Genomic DNA, 15,836 nt, shown 5'->3' with positions numbered 1-15,836 from the left:
ATTCATGGAATTTACATTTTATATCGCCGGTCTAGTTGCCATTTTAGCAACTTTAAGGGTGATAACGAATACAAATCCGGTGCATGCACTGTTGTATCTGGTTGTTTCTCTGCTGGCTCTGTCAATGGTGTTTTTCTCCCTCGGTGCGTATTTTGCTGGAGCGTTGGAAATCATCGTTTATGCAGGTGCCATCATGGTCCTGTTCGTGTTCGTCGTGATGATGCTCAACCTAGGACGTTCTGTTCAAGAACAAGAGCGCGCTTGGTTGACGCCGAAAAACTGGATTGGTCCTGCTGTGTTATCCGCAGTTTTATTGGCTATCTTAGTTTACGGTATCACCTCATTGTCATATCAAGAAGGCATTGAGGGCACCATCATTGGGGCGAAAGAAGTGGGTATTAGCTTGTTCGGGCCTTACGTTCTGGCTGTCGAATTGGCGTCACTGTTACTACTAGCTGGTTTAGTTGTCGCATTCCACGTTGGACGTGACCGTAAAGAAAACGGTGCTGATCTTGTCAGTATCGCGAAGGCGGAGGAGCAAAAATGATACCTCTAGAACATGGTCTGATTTTAGCGGCGATTTTATTTGTGATGGGGCTTAGCTGCCTTGTTATTCGCCGCAATCTGCTTTTCATGCTGATCGGACTGGAAATCATGATTAACTCAACTGCACTGGCATTTGTGGTTGCAGGGAGTTTTTGGGGGCAGCCAGACGGCCAAATTATGTATATATTGGCAATTACATTGGCTGCAGCGGAGGCGAGTATTGGATTGGCGTTGTTACTGCAACTCCATCGTCATCGTCAGAACCTGAATATTGATAAAGTCAGTGAGATGCGCGGATGAACCTACTCTATTTAACTATTCTGTTGCCTTTACTGGGGTCGGTGTTGTTAGCCTTCTCCCGTGGACGCTGGTCAGAAAACGTTTCGGCCATTATTGGTGCGGGGTCGGTCGGCTTAGCGGCCATCGTCGCATTCTATGCTGGCAATGAATTTTTAGCTCAAGACGCTGGTAGCGTGTTCATCCAACCTCTGTGGACTTGGATGTCTGTCGGTACCTTTAATATCCCATTCACCCTAATGTTAGATGGTCTATCTCTGACCATGTTAGGTGTGGTAACGGGTGTGGGCTTCCTTATTCATGTATACGCTTCTTGGTATATGCGTGGTGAGGAAGGTTACTCACGTTTCTTCGCTTACACTAACCTGTTTATCGCGAGTATGGTGGTCTTAGTCCTCGCTGATAACATGATGCTGATGTATCTCGGTTGGGAAGGGGTAGGGCTGTGCAGTTACCTGTTGATTGGTTTCTATTATACCAATCCAGAAAACGGTAAAGCCGCAATGAAAGCGTTCTTTGTCACGCGTATCGGTGACGTATTCCTCGCAATTGGTATGTTTATCCTGTGGAATGAGCTCGGCACATTGAATTTCAGCGAAATGGCGGTGTTAGCACCTCAGAAATTTGCTGAAGGTTCGAGTGCGATCAATTGGGCAACCTTGATGTTATTAGGTGGAGCAGTCGGTAAATCAGCACAGTTACCATTGCAAACGTGGTTGGCAGATGCGATGGCGGGTCCTACGCCAGTTTCAGCATTGATCCACGCCGCAACCATGGTAACGGCCGGTGTGTACTTAGTGGCTCGTACCCACGTTCTGTTCTTATTAGCGCCAGAAGTTTTACATCTAGTTGGCGTTGTGGGCGCAGTGACATTAGTACTGGCAGGGTTTGCTGCACTGGTTCAAACCGATATCAAGCGTGTGCTTGCTTATTCCACGATGAGCCAAATCGGTTATATGTTTTTGGCTCTCGGTGTGCAAGCTTGGGATGCTGCGATTTTCCACCTGATGACGCACGCTTTCTTTAAAGCACTGTTGTTCCTGTCAGCAGGTTCTGTCATTTTGGCATGCCACCACGAGCAAAATATCTTCAAAATGGGCGGATTGCGTAAGCAAATTCCATTTATCTACGCTGTGATGTTGATTGGCGGAAGCGCACTGGCAGCATTGCCATTGTTTACTGCTGGTTTCTACAGTAAAGATGCCATTTTGTGGGGTGCGCAGCTTGATGGACAAACTGTATTGTTGTGGGCAGGTATCCTCGGTGCATTAATGACCGCAATTTATACCTTCCGTATGATTTTCATCGTGTTCCACGGTGAAGCAAAAATCAAAGCGCATAAGGTTAAAGGCATCACTCACACATTACCACTGGGCATTTTGGCTATCCTTGCAACGTTTGTTGGTGCATTAATCCATCAACCACTCGAAGGGGTATTCCCTGCAGAAGCGGCTGGCAGTGAAGACGGTAAAGTCTTACTCGAAGCGATTTCTGGCGGGTTTGCTATCGCTGGTCTATTAATTGCGGTATTCCTCTACCTGTTTAGACGTTCAATAGTCGATGCTATCGCGAAAACTGCGGTGGGTCGTTTCTTCAGCGCATGGTGGTACCAAGCGTGGGGCTTCGACTGGCTGTATGACGTAGTCTTTGTAAAACCGTTTAAAGGTATTGCATGGCTACTGGAAAGCGATCCGATTAACTCTCTGATGAATATCCCTGCACATCTTTCACGTTGGGCAAATAAAGGGCTTGCAGTGAGTGAAAACGGCCAAATCCGTTGGTATGTTGCCTCGTTGGGGCTGGGTGCAGTGCTGATTCTTGCTCTGCTGCTTTTGGTTTAATTAAGGGACACATTGCGCCATGCTATTACCCTGGCTAATACTCATTCCCTTCATCGGAGGCCTGCTAAGCTGGCAGGCTGACCGGTTCAGTCATCGCGCACCGCGCTGGATTGCACTGGCGACGATGGGAATAACATTAATACTCTCCGTGCAATTGTGGTTAGAAGGGAATTACTCTCTTGTTAATCCACAAGGGATTCCACAATGGCAATCTGTTTTCTTTATGCCGTGGATCCCGTCACTGGGAATTGACTTTCATTTAGCTATTGACGGTTTATCACTGCTGATGGTCGTATTAACGGCTATCATGGGGGCTTTCTCGATTCTGAGCTCTTGGAGTGAAAACCAGAAGAACCAAGGTGCGTATCACTTTAACCTGCTGTGGATTATCACAGGTGTGATGGGGATTTTCACCGCGGTTGACTTGTTCTTATTCTTCTTCTTCTGGGAGATGATGCTGATCCCAATGTACTTCCTGATTGCCAATTGGGGGCACAAAGGGTCAGAAAACAGACAACATATCAAAGCTGCGACTAAGTTCTTTATCTATACGCAAGCAAGTGGCTTGATCATGTTGGTTTCCATCATTGGATTGGCACTAGCGAATTACAATACTTCAGGCGTATTAACATTCGATTATAACCAACTGTTAGGCGCAGAGCTGTCTAGTAACGTTGCGTTTATGTTGATGTTAGGTTTCTTTATCGCCTTTGCCGTTAAAATGCCACTGGTTCCTTTCCATGGTTGGATGGCAGATACCCAAGAACAATCGCCAACAGCGGGTTCCGTGGATATCTCCGGTATCATGCTAAAAACCGCAGCATACGGCCTGTTACGCTTTACTTTGCCTCTGTTCCCTGAAGCCTCTATCCAGTTCACGCCAGTGGCGATGACGCTGGGTGTGATTAGTATCTTCTACGGCGCATGGTTGGCGTTCAAACAAACGGATATCAAACGTCTTGCAGCGTACAGTAGCTTATCCCATATGGGCTTTGTGACAGTCGCTATTTACGCGGGTTCAACCTTGGCCTACCAAGGTGCTGTAGTTCAAATGATTACCAACGGTTTGTCTGGTGCGGCACTGATTATCATTAGTGGCCAACTGTATGAACGTACGCAAACTCGTGATATGCGCATGATGGGTGGATTGTGGAAACGCATTAAATGGTTACCAGGAATGTCCCTGTTCTTTGCTGCGGCAACGCTAGGAATGCCAGGTACAGGTAACTTCATTGGTGAATTTATGATCCTGTTTGGCAGCTTCAGCCAATTCACGTTAGTGACTTGTATTATGGTCTTTGGTGTGGTGTTTGCGTCTATCTACTCACTGTGGATGATGCAACAGACCTACTACGGTACACCTAAGTCTGAAAAAGAAATGAAAGGGTTAACGGCGCGTGAGTTTGGTGTGCTGCTGGCTCTGGCTGCTTTACTGGTTATTATCGGTTTCTACCCACAACCAATTTTAGATACATCAATTGGTTCGATGGAAACATTGCATAACCTGTATTCTGCTTCACTTACAACATTAGGGCTGTAATTCGCCATGACAATAACTCCTCAAGAACTGATCGCAATACTACCACTGATGATCGTCGGGTTGACGGCGGTGGTTGTGATGCTGTCCATTGCGTGGCGACGCGATCACCTTACCAGTGCCGCGCTGACAGTATCTGGCTTTGTTATTGCGTTGCTTTCACTGATTTGGGTAGCCGACGGCTACCTAATGGATGTGACTTCGCTTATCCGTGTTGATGGCTTTGCGCTGTTCTATAGTGCATTAGTCCTGATTGCAGGTATCGGTACCAGCATCTTTGCCTACCACTGGCTGGAAGGTTTTGGCGACAATAGAGATGAATTCCACTTGTTAGTTGCTATCGCGGTGGCAGGTGGTGTGCTGTTATCTATGTCAAACCATATGGCGTCGATGTTTATCGGTATTGAGCTGATTTCATTGCCACTGTTTGGCTTAGTTGCCTATACCTTTGAGCGCAGTCGTACATTAGAAGCTGGGATCAAGTACATGCTGTTATCTGCAGCAGCGTCTTCATTCCTGTTATTCGGAATTGCGTTACTGTATGCGGAATCGGGTAGCTTAAGCTTCGCAGCTGTTGGTCAAAGTCTTTCTGATAACCAAATTCACGCCCCATTAGTGATGATTGGTTTCGGTATGCTCATTGTTGGTTTTGGCTTTAAACTGTCACTGTTTCCATTCCAACTGTGGACACCAGACGTTTATCAAGGTGCGCCTGCACCTGTATCAGCTTTCTTAGCAACGGGTAGTAAAATCGCTATCTTTGCCGTATTAGTGCGTATCTTTTTGGAAGCACCAATTGCCAACAGCAATACGTTAGCGATTGTGATTTCAGTGATTGCCATAGCATCTATCTTGTTTGGTAACTTACTGGCTATCACACAAAAAAGCGCAAAACGCTTGCTGGGTTACTCATCTATCTCGCATATGGGTTATTTACTCGTTGCCCTTGTTGCGTTACGTATCGACCCAGTAGCGTCACAAGTGACTATCGCAATCTACTTAGTGGGTTACTTGTTTGCAAGCTTAGGCGCATTTGGTGTTGTGAGTATCGTTTCCAGTCCTTATCGTGGTGATGACCAGGATGATTTCAGTGCATTCCGTGGGCTGTTCTGGCATAAACCCGTTCTAGCAACGGTAATGACTGTGATGATGCTGTCGCTGGCGGGTATTCCAATTACATTAGGATTTATTGGTAAATTCTATGTGATTGCATCTGCGGTGAATGCAGAGTTATGGTGGTTAACAGGAGCTGTAGTGGTTGGTAGTGCAATTGGCTTATATTACTACCTAAGCTTTATGGCTAGCCTATATAGCCGCGATGCAGAACATGCAGAACGTTATACAGGCCCTGAAAAAGCAACGTTAGGGACCGTTGTTGCTGTTATTTGCGCCATTGCGGTTATTGTCTTTGGTGTATGGCCACAACCTCTTATTGATATGACATCAACAGCACTTGCTGTGATTAACTAATAGGCCAAAATTTCCTATAGTTGATAAACCGGCTACTTTTGAGTAGCCGGTTTTTTTTAATCAGGTAACTGACGCTGATATTGGTATTCCATATCATCTAAAAAAGACATTAGTACTTGGCTTGCGGTATTGATCTTTTGAATATTCACTGTTTTTTCAGACGATTTTTCATTAATAAAATGGCACCATTCCCACCAATAATTCTTAATGAGGCCTATCTGAGTAATAATTGATAATTTATGTGAATCTATAGCGGTGATTTGTTCTGATAAGAGCATGAGTTGAGAAAGCTTAAATATTGTTTTATCAATGTGATTAACTTCTTCCTTTAATTCTAAAATTTGGTTTCCTAAATCTAGCCTGACCTCTACAAGTTGCGCAAATTCTAAACCATCATCAATGACTGATAATAAATTTTTAATAAAAGCAATGGCTGACTTTAATATTTGCTTTTTATTTGTTGGCATATCAATTGAGTCAATTAACTCATCATTTAACAAATGTTTTTTTAAGAAATCAGTGATTTTAGATTTTAAGATGATATCTTCTGCTGCGGTAATAACGGAGTGTTGCTGATTGATTTCGTTTATTTTTAGCATTTTACTATTTTTGGATGTGACTAGGAGTTCTTTTTGTTCTGCGTATTGCTGTAGTTTATGTTGGTTGCTTTCTTCCACATGAATGAGTGATAGAGAGTCGGTGGTGTAACTGAATTAGGTAATTATTCTTTCTAGCTCTAATTTAAAATCAATTAAATCTTCAATAAAGCTTGTGACTAAAATTCCGTCAGGTATATTTGTATTTTCACTATTTAATTCACTTTTTAAAATATAATTTAATTTTATTTTTAGCTTCGGTATCGAGTTTCTGATTGTTTCATTTATATTGAAAGTCTTACTTGCAATTTTTTGTATCTTTCCGTGTATGATAAAGTCATAATGTATTATATTTTTATTAAATGCGGAAATTTCATTTGACATATGCCTTAACTGATAAATATCAATGGAGGGCAATATCGGTAAATCAAGCTTATCTTGCATATGAGTACCTTTTATTGAGGGGGGGTGCTATTTGGTTGAATTTGGTCAAATAACGTTATTAAATGTGTAGAGTATTCTTGAATGGTATACCAGGATGTAACAATTCGTTTGAAATGAGTAATGAATTTAATAAGTTTATCAGCGTTATTGATTTTTTTGAAAACCTCGATTGATTGGGTTATTTCAGTTAGGAGGACAAGCCACATATAATCTAAATGGTCAACGGCTAACCGTGCATCTTTAAAGAAACCATCGATTTTATGGAGGTTAATTTGAATATCAAAGATAACTTTTTTGATGAGTTCTTCTTTGTTAATTTGATCGTTAATTGATTTTATTTCTGCTAATGTTTCATTTTTTCTTGCTCGAATTTTTTCAGCTTTCGAGCCAAAAATACTACCAGTAATAATGAGACCGATGACACCACCTGCTAAGCCGGTGAAGCTGAGTTTTACAAAATGTGAATACTCTTGTTCTAATTGCTGTAGTTCCTGTTTTTTCGTTTTAAGTAATTCTTGTAAGTAGGTATCTGTAATTTCATTATCAGTAGTTTCAAGTTGATTATATAGCCCTTTAATATTAAACAATAATGATTCAACGTGTTGATAATTAGATAGATACCCACCTGTAATATGTACTCTAAAATCTGAAATGATATTTTTAATATTACTTGTCTTAATGGATTGCTCCTTAATATCATCTTTAATTAATTGTAAGATATTAGTTAGTTCAGTCGCTATTTGTTGGTCATCGCTTTGATAAAATATTTCATCTAACTCACTTTCATTAATATCATTCAAACTGTCTGATACTCTTTTCAATATAGGCATATGGTTTATATATTCAATAATCTGCCCTCCTGTATGTATAATGTTTCGGCTAGCTAGAGATAGGTTGACAGATTGCTCTTTAACATGTTGCTCGACATTATCCCAGGTATTGGCATGATCTCGAATATTGATAATGGTATTAATTAATTCGTCTGTATCTATTGGTAAAGTGGTTGATGAGGTAATACCAAACCATTTTAGAATATCATTTTTTTTCCAAGGCAAAGAAAGAGAGAAGTAAACATGGCGATGTATGCTAATTAAATCGTCTAATGTAAAAATACCGACTTCGCGGGTTGAAAGAGCATCTTGATTCGTTAATAAAGCTAAGGTTGTATGGCCTATATGCTCTTTTTCAATAATTCTGTCGTAATTTTCTTTTGTATTCATTTTAAAATCCATGTTGATTAAGTTAAGGATTGAACACTAATTTGTATTAGCACTATTGTATGGTTGAGTTACCTATTTATTGTAAATGAAAATATAAATTTCATATTTGTTAACCTACTAGAAATTGGCTGAAAGTTTTATACTAAAAAATGAAAAACAGAGCTAAAAAATAGCACTTTGAACAAGTCAATACATGTTTAAAATATTATTTTGTATTATATATATTTAGAAATCATCTATAGTGATACTAAATTAAATAACGCATAACAATATGATGATAATTAAAATTTACGGTGGTTTTACTTTTTAGGGCTAAATAGAATTGTAATGGAATATAGGTTTGCAGATTAAATATAACTATGTTTCAAAATGGAATTCTTATTGGATAAAAATGAAGCAATTTCGAGAGGAAGGAAAGAAGAAAGGGGATAAAATCACATTTTCAATTAATTAAATGAATGGAATGACGTGTAATATATATAATAAGCTATACTATCAACAACCTGAACCTCTATTCGTGTAACAAGGTTGGTTTTGATGTGATTTCTCTTGGCTATCGTCATTTGGGGCATAAGCGATAATTATAGTGATGTACTAAAAACAATTTGTTTATTGCAGATAATCTGTTTTTAGTGCTGAACCGGTGACATAGCATTTACTGTTAGTCATCAATGTATTAAAAAATGGTTTTGCGCTATATAATAACGCGTAGTGAATTTGTGTGATGTAGCAGTGGGAATCTAAAGTGAACTATAAAAAAATTGATCAACTGATAACTGAAATTTTGGATCATTTGTCTACATTGACACTAAAAAACCAAGAGTTTATTCGTTTTGTTTGGCAATTGGATGCGCAGACCGCTTTCCCTGGTCTTTCATGGCTATCAGTGCAAGAAAGCTACCCTCAATTTTACTGGTATCAACGGACGGGAGCTGAAGAATGTAGTGCTCTTGGCATGGTGAAATCTTTTGATTCGATAGATAAGGCTCAAGCTTTTTTATCGCAATACCCTGATATACCAGAAATGCGCCTATGGGGGCTTAATGGGTGGAATGCCGTCGGGGATGGGATCCTTGACGAGATAAAACGTCAAGCAACATTTTGTTTTTTACCTCGTATTGAAATTCATCGACTACGTTCAACGATTAACGTTAGTATCAATATAGAAGGTGAAGAAGATCGCTTAAATGCCATTCATCTTTTACAGCAATTAAAACCCGCTTCTCAAGTGACATTGGCACTGAATGCGGATATTACTGCGCAAGAACATATTCCTACTCATGATGAATGGTGCCGTTTATTAAATTGCGCTATTGATGATATGAAGTCAGGGAAAATGGAAAAAGTGGTTATGGCAAGGGAAACAAAACTCACCCTGTCTAAGCCTATTGCGGTTGCTCAGTTTTTAGCACAAAGCCAGCAAGTGAATCATCATTGCTACCATTTTATGATGGCCTTCAACGCGCATTCTGGTTTTATTTCTTCAACCCCCGAGCGTTTATATTTACGTCAAGATGGCCAATTAAATTCTGAGGCCTTAGCGGGAACCGTCGCTAATGACCCTGATGATGCAGTCGCAGCAGAGTACGCTAAATGGTTGATGGAAGATAAAAAAAACCAACATGAAAACTTAGTGGTTGTTGATGATATTTGTCAACAATTGCAAGGGGCGGTGACTGGGGTAGATGTGTCTTCAGCAAAAGTTATTCGTTTAAGAAAAATTCAACACCTTTATCGTTCAATTGTTGCGACGCTAATCACCCCTTCTGATAGCGATTGTTTACAACGCCTCCAACCTACCGCAGCCGTGTGTGGTTTGCCACGAAAAGTCGCTCGGCAATTTTTAGCCAAAAATGAACCTTTTTCTCGCGGCTGGTATGCAGGAACGGGTGGTTTTATGAGCTTAAATAAAAGTGAATTCGCGGTATCTCTACGTTGTGCGCAAATAGAGGGTGCACAGGTCTCATTATATTCAGGCGCTGGTATTGTCAGTGGCTCAGACCCAGAGCAAGAGTGGATAGAAATTGAAAATAAAGCGGCTGGGCTAAAGTCTTTATTTGAAAATAACGAAAAACCATAAAATAAAAATGGTTATTTTCTTTTTTATTTCAATTAGTTCATCAAAAATTGTCCTGAGATCAAGAAATTTATTTCAGCCAGTCTAAACTAATTGATAACTAATAATTTGCTGAGCATATTATGTCGAATTCTGCTTTTAACCTCCGTTGGGCTGAAGTGATTATCGAAGCACTGTCTCGCCACGGAATGAAACACATCTGTATTGCGCCTGGTTCGCGCTCAACACCCTTGACCCTTGCGGCGATTAACCATGGTAAATTGCATTGCCATACGCATTTCGATGAGCGTGGTTTAGGGCACCTAGCCCTAGGTTTAGCAAAAGCCAGCCATGAGCCTGTAGGGGTTATCGTTACCTCTGGTACAGCTGTTGCAAACCTTTACCCTTCATTAATTGAAGCCGGTTTAACAGGGGAAAAGGTGATTTTTCTTACCGCTGACAGACCGCCAGAATTGATTGATTGCGGTGCTAATCAAGCTATTCGGCAAACACATATTTTTGCATCTCACCCCTCTCAATCATTAATGTTGCCAAGGCCGACGCAAGATATTTCAGCGAAATGGTTGGTCACCGCGATTGATAATGGCATGAACCAGTTACACCATGGTGCCTTTCATATTAATTGTCCATTTGCAGAGCCTCTATATGGTGAAATGGATGGGGAATATGAGTGGCAGCAAACACTTGGAGAATGGTGGAATTCTTCTCACCCGTGGTTAACGGAGCCATTAACCCATTCCGTCGCATTGGTTGCGGATTGGTATTTTTGGCGTCAGAAAAAAGGCGTTGTGATTGCAGGGCGAATGACAGCGAGTGAAGGGGAGTTAGTTGCAAAATGGGCACAGGAACTTGGATGGCCAGTACTCGGTGATGTGCTGTCTCAAACCGGACAACCTTTTCCATGTGCCGACTTATGGCTACAACATCCAGAAACTCAGTCTATTTTAAAAGATGCGGAATTAGTCGTTCAGTTTGGTTCAAGCTTAACGGGAAAACGGCTCTTACAATGGCAAGCCAATTGTGAGCCGCAAGAGTATTGGATTATCGACTCAATACCTCAGCGGTTAGACCCAGCCAATCATAAGGGAAGAAAATTAACCTGTTCAATCAAGGGTTGGCTAGATAACCATCCTGCACAGCCGAGAAGCTTGTGGTGTGAGTCGCTGCCCAATTTAGTGCAAAAAACTCAACACCATGTGCGCCACCGCTTACAAGCGCAGTTTTCAGAAGCCGCAGTTGCACACCAATTACCTGAACTGCTACCTCCACGAGGCCAACTATTTGTTGGCAACAGCTTAATTGTCCGTTTGGTAGATGCACTAGCACAACTTCCATTGGGCTATCCTGTTTATAGTAACCGGGGCGCGAGTGGTATTGATGGTTTGATTTCTACCATGGCAGGTGTTCAACGGGCAACAGCACGGCCAACATTGGCTATTGTTGGGGATATTTCTGCACTATATGACTTGAATAGTTTGGCTTTGTTGCGTGAGCCTTCAGCACCTACCGTTCTGATCGTGGTGAATAACAATGGTGGGCAAATTTTTTCTATGTTACCTACACCAGACGAAGCAAGACAAAACTATTACTGTATGCCGCAAAATGTCAGTTTCGAGCCCGCGGCGAAAATGTTTGGCTTACAATACTGTGCGCCGACAGACTGGACAACACTAAAAAATACCGTTCAACAATTTTGGCGCCGTCAACAGGGCACATTGCTGGTGGAATTGCAGGTGGCAAGTGATGAAGGCGCCCGTACGTTAAAACAACTATTGAATGAAGTTGTGGAACTGTAATGTTATCTGCCCATAGACATAATTCAGTCTCATCTGCTCCTTGGGTCATCTGGCTGCATGGCTTGTTAGGTAGTGCCGATGACTGGCTACCAGTGATTGAACAAACACGTGCTTTTCCATCGTTAGCGGTGGATTTACCAGGGCATGGCGGTTCTCACTCAGAGCCATGCCAAGGTTTTTCACATTTTGATCAACAACTCAGCGCTCTTTTACAGTATCATCAAATTAATGAATACTACTTGGTTGGCTATTCACTCGGTGCTCGGTTAGCGATGCATTTTGCCTGTCACTATCAGCCTAACGGATTATTAGGTTTAGTGATTGAGGGGGGCAATGTGGGATTAGTCAATGAACAAGAACGAGTTGCTCGGGCGGCTAATGATAAGGCATGGGCACAACGTTTTCGTTCAGAACCCATCGAAGAAGTGTTAGATGATTGGTATCAACAAGCTGTATTTGCTGATTTGTCGACCACTCAGCGCCAACATTTAATTCAGTTACGTCGGCAAAATAACCCGCACAGTATTGCTGCTATGCTAGAAAATACATCATTAGCAAAGCAACCTTTCTTGGCGGACAAATTGCATCAATTGACCTGTCCTTATCGTTATTTTTGTGGCGAAAAGGATAAAAAGTTTCGAAGCGTTTCGCAACAATATGAATTGCCGTTAACGCTAATTGAAAATGCAGGGCATAATGCGCATTGGGAAAACCCAATGGGCTTTGCAGCTGCACTACACCATTTTTTATCACACTGTGGTTAAAGGAATCTGATAATGATTTATCCAAGCGAAGAAAAATTATACGCACCAATTGAATGGCAAGATTGCTCTACAGGGTTTGAAGATATTCGCTATCATAAATCTCCTGAAGGGATTGCAAAAATTACGATTAATCGCCCAGAAGTGCGTAATGCTTTTCGTCCACAAACCGTGAAAGAAATGATCCAAGCTCTATCTGATGCACGCTATGATGACCAAGTTGGAACTATCATTTTAACGGGTGAAGGTGAAAAAGCATTTTGTGCCGGTGGTGACCAAAAAATTCGTGGCGACTACGGCGGGTATCGTGACGAAAGTGGTACTCATCACTTAAATGTATTAGATTTCCAACGTCAAATTCGTACTTGTCCAAAACCTGTGGTGGCAATGGTCGCCGGTTTCTCTATCGGTGGTGGTCATGTGTTACATATGATGTGTGACCTGACTATTGCTGCAGATAACGCAATCTTTGGCCAAACCGGTCCAAAAGTTGGCTCATTTGATGGTGGCTGGGGTGCGTCTTATATGGCACGTATCGTAGGGCAAAAGAAAGCACGCGAAATTTGGTTCCTATGCCGCCAATATAATGCACAAGAAGCGTTGGATATGGGGCTGGTTAATACTGTCGTTCCTTATGCTGACTTAGAAAAAGAGACTGTGCGTTGGTGCCGTGAAATGTTAGAAAACAGCCCAATGGCATTACGTTGTTTGAAAGCCGCCTTGAATGCAGATTGTGATGGTCAGGCTGGCCTGCAAGAGCTCGCAGGTAATGCCACTATGTTGTTCTATATGACAGATGAAGGGCAAGAAGGCCGTAACGCCTTTAATGAAAAACGTGCTCCAGACTTCTCTAAATATAAGCGTAATCCATAATGCGTAAAGCCCGTATTTATTCGTTCAGCCTGCCGATGGAGGCAGGCGTTATCCTTCGTTATCAGCGACTAAAAACGCGTGATGGGCTTTTAGTCTGTTTACAAGATGGGGATAATGAAGGTTGGGGAGAAATTTCGCCTCTACCTGAATTCAGTCGTGAAACATTAGAAGAAGCAACCGCAGAAACTATTAAGCGACTGAATGAATGGGTGAAAGAAGGCAAAATTTCTAATAGTTTATTACCCTCTGTGGCTTTTGGTTGCAGCTGCGCTCTAGCGGAGCTGGCAGGGGAGCTTCCTGAACAAGCGGATTACCGCAAAGCGCCTTTATGTAGTGGTGATCCTGACGATTTAATCTTAAGCCTTGATGCAATGGAAGGTGAGAAAGTCGCTAAGGTTAAAGTCGGTCTATATGAAGCGGTACGTGATGGTATGGTGGTTAACCTGTTACTAGAGGCAGTTCCAGAACTGAAACTGCGTTTGGATGCGAATCGCAGTTGGACCCGAACAAAAGCCGACGGTTTTGCTAAATATGTTAATCCAGACTACCGTAGTCGTATTGCGTTTTTAGAGGAGCCGTGTAAGACCCGTGAAGAGTCACTGCAATTTGCAGCAGATACTGGCATTAGTATTGCTTGGGATGAAAGTGTACGTGAGGAAGGCTTTATGGTAGAAGCGCAGGAAGGGGTTTCTGCGATAGTAATTAAACCGACCCTGACAGGCAGCTTGTCATATTGCCGCTATTTAGTGGAAGAATCACATCGCTTAGGGTTACAAGCTGTGATTAGCTCATCCATTGAAAGTAGTTTTGGTTTAACACAACTTGCTCGTGTAGCGCATTGGCTAACGCCAAATACCATTCCAGGCTTAGACACGGTATCACTTATTCAATCTCAATTGGTACGGCCTTGGCCACAATGTGATATTCCGCTTCAGCAGTTAGATGATTTAACGCTTGTATGGCAGAGTTAGCACAATTTAAAGATTGGCCTTGGCAACACTGGGCCAATCTTCGTCCGAACTCAATCGCTCTAGTCACAGAGTCCCAAAGTATGACTTGGGAAAGTGTAAGCCAACAAATTACTGACCTTAGAACTTACTTTTTAATGCAAGGCGTAGAGCAGGGGCAGTGTATTGTTTTACATGGAAAAAATTCAGTTGAATTATTACTGAGTCAGCTGGCACTTATTGCTTGTGGGGCTCGTGTTTTACCATTAAATCCCCGCCTCCCAGAACGGTTGTTAGCAGAATTATTACCTCATCTTAATGTTAGCTCAGTTATTGATTTTACTGATGAATCAAATCTGTTAGCAAATTATCGTAATTTAGATTATCAACTTTATTACCATTTTATTAGTGATGAAGAGGTTGCTCCGGTTATTTTTCAAGAGGTTATTCAGCAGCCCGCTACGTTGATTTTAACATCGGGATCGACAGGCCTACCTAAAGCCGCTGTTCACAGTGTCGCTGCGCACTTAAATAGTGCAGCAGGTGTTGTTAATCTGATGAATTACCAGCAAGGAGATTGTTGGTTACTATCGCTGCCGTTATTCCATGTATCTGGTCAGGGGATTGTTTGGCGCTGGCTTCTTAAAGGTGGCTCACTTGCGGTCAAAAATCTTCCTTTGGCTCAAGCATTGCATGAGGTCACTCATGCCTCTTTAGTTCCGACCCAGTTATGGCGTTTATTAAATGATAAATTAGTGACTAATATCGCATTGAAAGCCGTTTTATTGGGAGGAGCGAGTATTCCTTCAACCTTGACGGATCTGGCTCAACAGCATGGTATTGCTTGTTGGAGCGGCTATGGGATGACAGAAATGGCATCTACGGTTTGTGCGAAACGGGCAGACGGTAAAAAAGGTGTCGGTTTACCCTTAAAAGGCAAGCAAGTTCGTCTTGTGGATGATGAAATTCAAATTCAATCAGATAGTCAGGCTCTGGGTTATTGGTTTGATGGGCAACTTCACCCATTAAATTGCCTAGATAACTGGTTTAAAACTAACGATAAAGGGACTTTTATCGATGGGGAATATCAGATTATTGGTCGTCTAGACAACTTATTTATCAGTGGTGGGGAGTGCGTTCAACCCGAAGATATCGAATCAGTCATAAATTCACATCCTGATGTCAGCCAAAGTTTTATTATACCTATTGATGATGTGCAATTTGGGCAACGTCCTGTCGCGGTTATTGAAGCAAATGAGTCAGTGGATTTAAATCAGCTGGCGGATTGGTTAAAAGATAAACTGGCTCCATACCAATATCCTATGGCATTTTATTATTTAGACCCTGAATTGAAAGCAGGGGGAATAAAAGTGTCTAGGCAACAAGTGAAGAAGTGGTTGTTAGCGAGAATAAAAGAATAGGGCGAAATAG

At 41.8% G+C, this 15,836-nt stretch carries 13 protein-coding genes and 1 pseudogene; 11 read left to right on the top strand and 3 right to left on the bottom strand.

Annotated elements, in window-relative coordinates:
• Nucleotides 1–4 precede the first annotated feature (4 nt).
• From nuoJ to nuoN, 5 genes are read left to right on the top strand one after another with little or no spacing between them, the layout of a single operon-like run.
• Nucleotides 5–547, top strand: a complete 543-nt coding sequence (nuoJ, locus tag M1F25_RS13300; RefSeq protein WP_004259837.1) for an NADH-quinone oxidoreductase subunit J — start codon at nt 5–7, stop codon at nt 545–547.
• A complete protein-coding gene (nuoK, locus tag M1F25_RS13295) occupies nt 544–846 on the top strand; it encodes an NADH-quinone oxidoreductase subunit NuoK (protein ID WP_004259841.1) in 303 nt (100 codons plus the stop codon). Before nuoJ ends, nuoK begins: the two co-directional genes overlap by 4 nt.
• Nucleotides 843–2,684 (top strand): NADH-quinone oxidoreductase subunit L, encoded by a 1,842-nt coding sequence (nuoL, locus tag M1F25_RS13290; RefSeq protein WP_004259845.1) that lies wholly within the window; start codon nt 843–845, stop codon nt 2,682–2,684. The genes nuoK and nuoL overlap by 4 nt, the downstream gene beginning before the upstream one ends.
• 19 nt (nt 2,685–2,703) lie before the next feature.
• Nucleotides 2,704–4,224 carry an NADH-quinone oxidoreductase subunit M gene (nuoM, locus tag M1F25_RS13285; RefSeq protein ID WP_094962295.1) on the top strand — a complete coding sequence of 507 codons (1,521 nt, stop codon included), beginning with the start codon at nt 2,704–2,706 and terminating at the stop codon, nt 4,222–4,224.
• Between the two features lie 6 nt (nt 4,225–4,230).
• On the top strand, nt 4,231–5,691 hold the full coding sequence (gene nuoN / locus M1F25_RS13280) for an NADH-quinone oxidoreductase subunit NuoN (protein ID WP_004259851.1): 1,461 nt from the start codon (nt 4,231–4,233) through the stop codon (nt 5,689–5,691).
• A gap of 56 nt (nt 5,692–5,747) precedes the next feature.
• Here nuoN and M1F25_RS13275 read toward each other — a convergent pair.
• The 3 genes and pseudogenes from M1F25_RS13275 to M1F25_RS13265 form a co-directional block, all read right to left on the bottom strand.
• Nucleotides 5,748–6,389, bottom strand: a pseudogene (locus M1F25_RS13275) (alpha-xenorhabdolysin family binary toxin subunit B); the annotation flags it as partial.
• A gap of 15 nt (nt 6,390–6,404) precedes the next feature.
• Nucleotides 6,405–6,731: a hypothetical protein gene (locus M1F25_RS13270; RefSeq protein ID WP_232368680.1), complete on the bottom strand. Its 327-nt coding sequence runs from the start codon at nt 6,729–6,731 to the stop codon at nt 6,405–6,407.
• Nucleotides 6,732–6,742: 11 nt separating this feature from the next.
• Nucleotides 6,743–7,951, bottom strand: a complete 1,209-nt coding sequence (locus M1F25_RS13265; protein ID WP_164561087.1) for an alpha-xenorhabdolysin family binary toxin subunit A — start codon at nt 7,949–7,951, stop codon at nt 6,743–6,745.
• 745 nt (nt 7,952–8,696) lie between these two features.
• Between M1F25_RS13265 and M1F25_RS13260 the strand changes: the two genes are divergently transcribed.
• From M1F25_RS13260 to menE, 6 genes are all read left to right on the top strand, one after another.
• Nucleotides 8,697–10,031, top strand: a complete 1,335-nt coding sequence (locus tag M1F25_RS13260; RefSeq protein ID WP_181488106.1) for an isochorismate synthase — start codon at nt 8,697–8,699, stop codon at nt 10,029–10,031.
• Nucleotides 10,032–10,150: 119 nt separating this feature from the next.
• Complete coding sequence (menD, locus tag M1F25_RS13255; protein ID WP_181488104.1) at nt 10,151–11,824, top strand: 2-succinyl-5-enolpyruvyl-6-hydroxy-3-cyclohexene-1-carboxylic-acid synthase; 1,674 nt, start codon at nt 10,151–10,153, stop codon at nt 11,822–11,824.
• Complete coding sequence (gene menH / locus M1F25_RS13250) at nt 11,824–12,588, top strand: 2-succinyl-6-hydroxy-2,4-cyclohexadiene-1-carboxylate synthase (RefSeq protein ID WP_094962301.1); 765 nt, start codon at nt 11,824–11,826, stop codon at nt 12,586–12,588. Before menD ends, menH begins: the two co-directional genes overlap by 1 nt.
• Before the next feature lie 12 nt (nt 12,589–12,600).
• Nucleotides 12,601–13,458, top strand: a complete 858-nt coding sequence (gene menB / locus M1F25_RS13245) for a 1,4-dihydroxy-2-naphthoyl-CoA synthase (RefSeq protein WP_004259866.1) — start codon at nt 12,601–12,603, stop codon at nt 13,456–13,458.
• Nucleotides 13,458–14,429, top strand: a complete 972-nt coding sequence (menC, locus tag M1F25_RS13240; RefSeq protein WP_004259867.1) for an o-succinylbenzoate synthase — start codon at nt 13,458–13,460, stop codon at nt 14,427–14,429. The genes menB and menC overlap by 1 nt, the downstream gene beginning before the upstream one ends.
• Complete coding sequence (gene menE, locus M1F25_RS13235) at nt 14,417–15,826, top strand: o-succinylbenzoate--CoA ligase (protein ID WP_094962303.1); 1,410 nt, start codon at nt 14,417–14,419, stop codon at nt 15,824–15,826. The genes menC and menE overlap by 13 nt, the downstream gene beginning before the upstream one ends.
• Nucleotides 15,827–15,836: the final 10 nt, after the last annotated feature.

This window comes from Providencia sp. PROV109 (assembly GCF_033681625.1).
GTDB lineage: Bacteria > Pseudomonadota > Gammaproteobacteria > Enterobacterales > Enterobacteriaceae > Providencia > Providencia hangzhouensis.
Note: the sequence above shows the minus strand (reverse complement) of the source record. Positions and strands in the feature narration are given on the sequence as shown.

Coding starts and splice junctions, on each gene's coding strand:
- menC (WP_004259867.1), top strand. CDS start 13,458: ATGCGTAAAGCCCGTATTTATTCGTTCAGCCTGCCGATGGAGGCAGGC.
- menE (WP_094962303.1), top strand. CDS start 14,417: ATGGCAGAGTTAGCACAATTTAAAGATTGGCCTTGGCAACACTGGGCC.
- nuoL (WP_004259845.1), top strand. CDS start 843: ATGAACCTACTCTATTTAACTATTCTGTTGCCTTTACTGGGGTCGGTG.
- menH (WP_094962301.1), top strand. CDS start 11,824: ATGTTATCTGCCCATAGACATAATTCAGTCTCATCTGCTCCTTGGGTC.
- nuoN (WP_004259851.1), top strand. CDS start 4,231: ATGACAATAACTCCTCAAGAACTGATCGCAATACTACCACTGATGATC.
- nuoK (WP_004259841.1), top strand. CDS start 544: ATGATACCTCTAGAACATGGTCTGATTTTAGCGGCGATTTTATTTGTG.
- menB (WP_004259866.1), top strand. CDS start 12,601: ATGATTTATCCAAGCGAAGAAAAATTATACGCACCAATTGAATGGCAA.
- M1F25_RS13270 (WP_232368680.1), bottom strand. CDS start 6,731: ATGCAAGATAAGCTTGATTTACCGATATTGCCCTCCATTGATATTTAT.
- menD (WP_181488104.1), top strand. CDS start 10,151: ATGTCGAATTCTGCTTTTAACCTCCGTTGGGCTGAAGTGATTATCGAA.
- nuoJ (WP_004259837.1), top strand. CDS start 5: ATGGAATTTACATTTTATATCGCCGGTCTAGTTGCCATTTTAGCAACT.
- nuoM (WP_094962295.1), top strand. CDS start 2,704: ATGCTATTACCCTGGCTAATACTCATTCCCTTCATCGGAGGCCTGCTA.
- M1F25_RS13265 (WP_164561087.1), bottom strand. CDS start 7,951: ATGAATACAAAAGAAAATTACGACAGAATTATTGAAAAAGAGCATATA.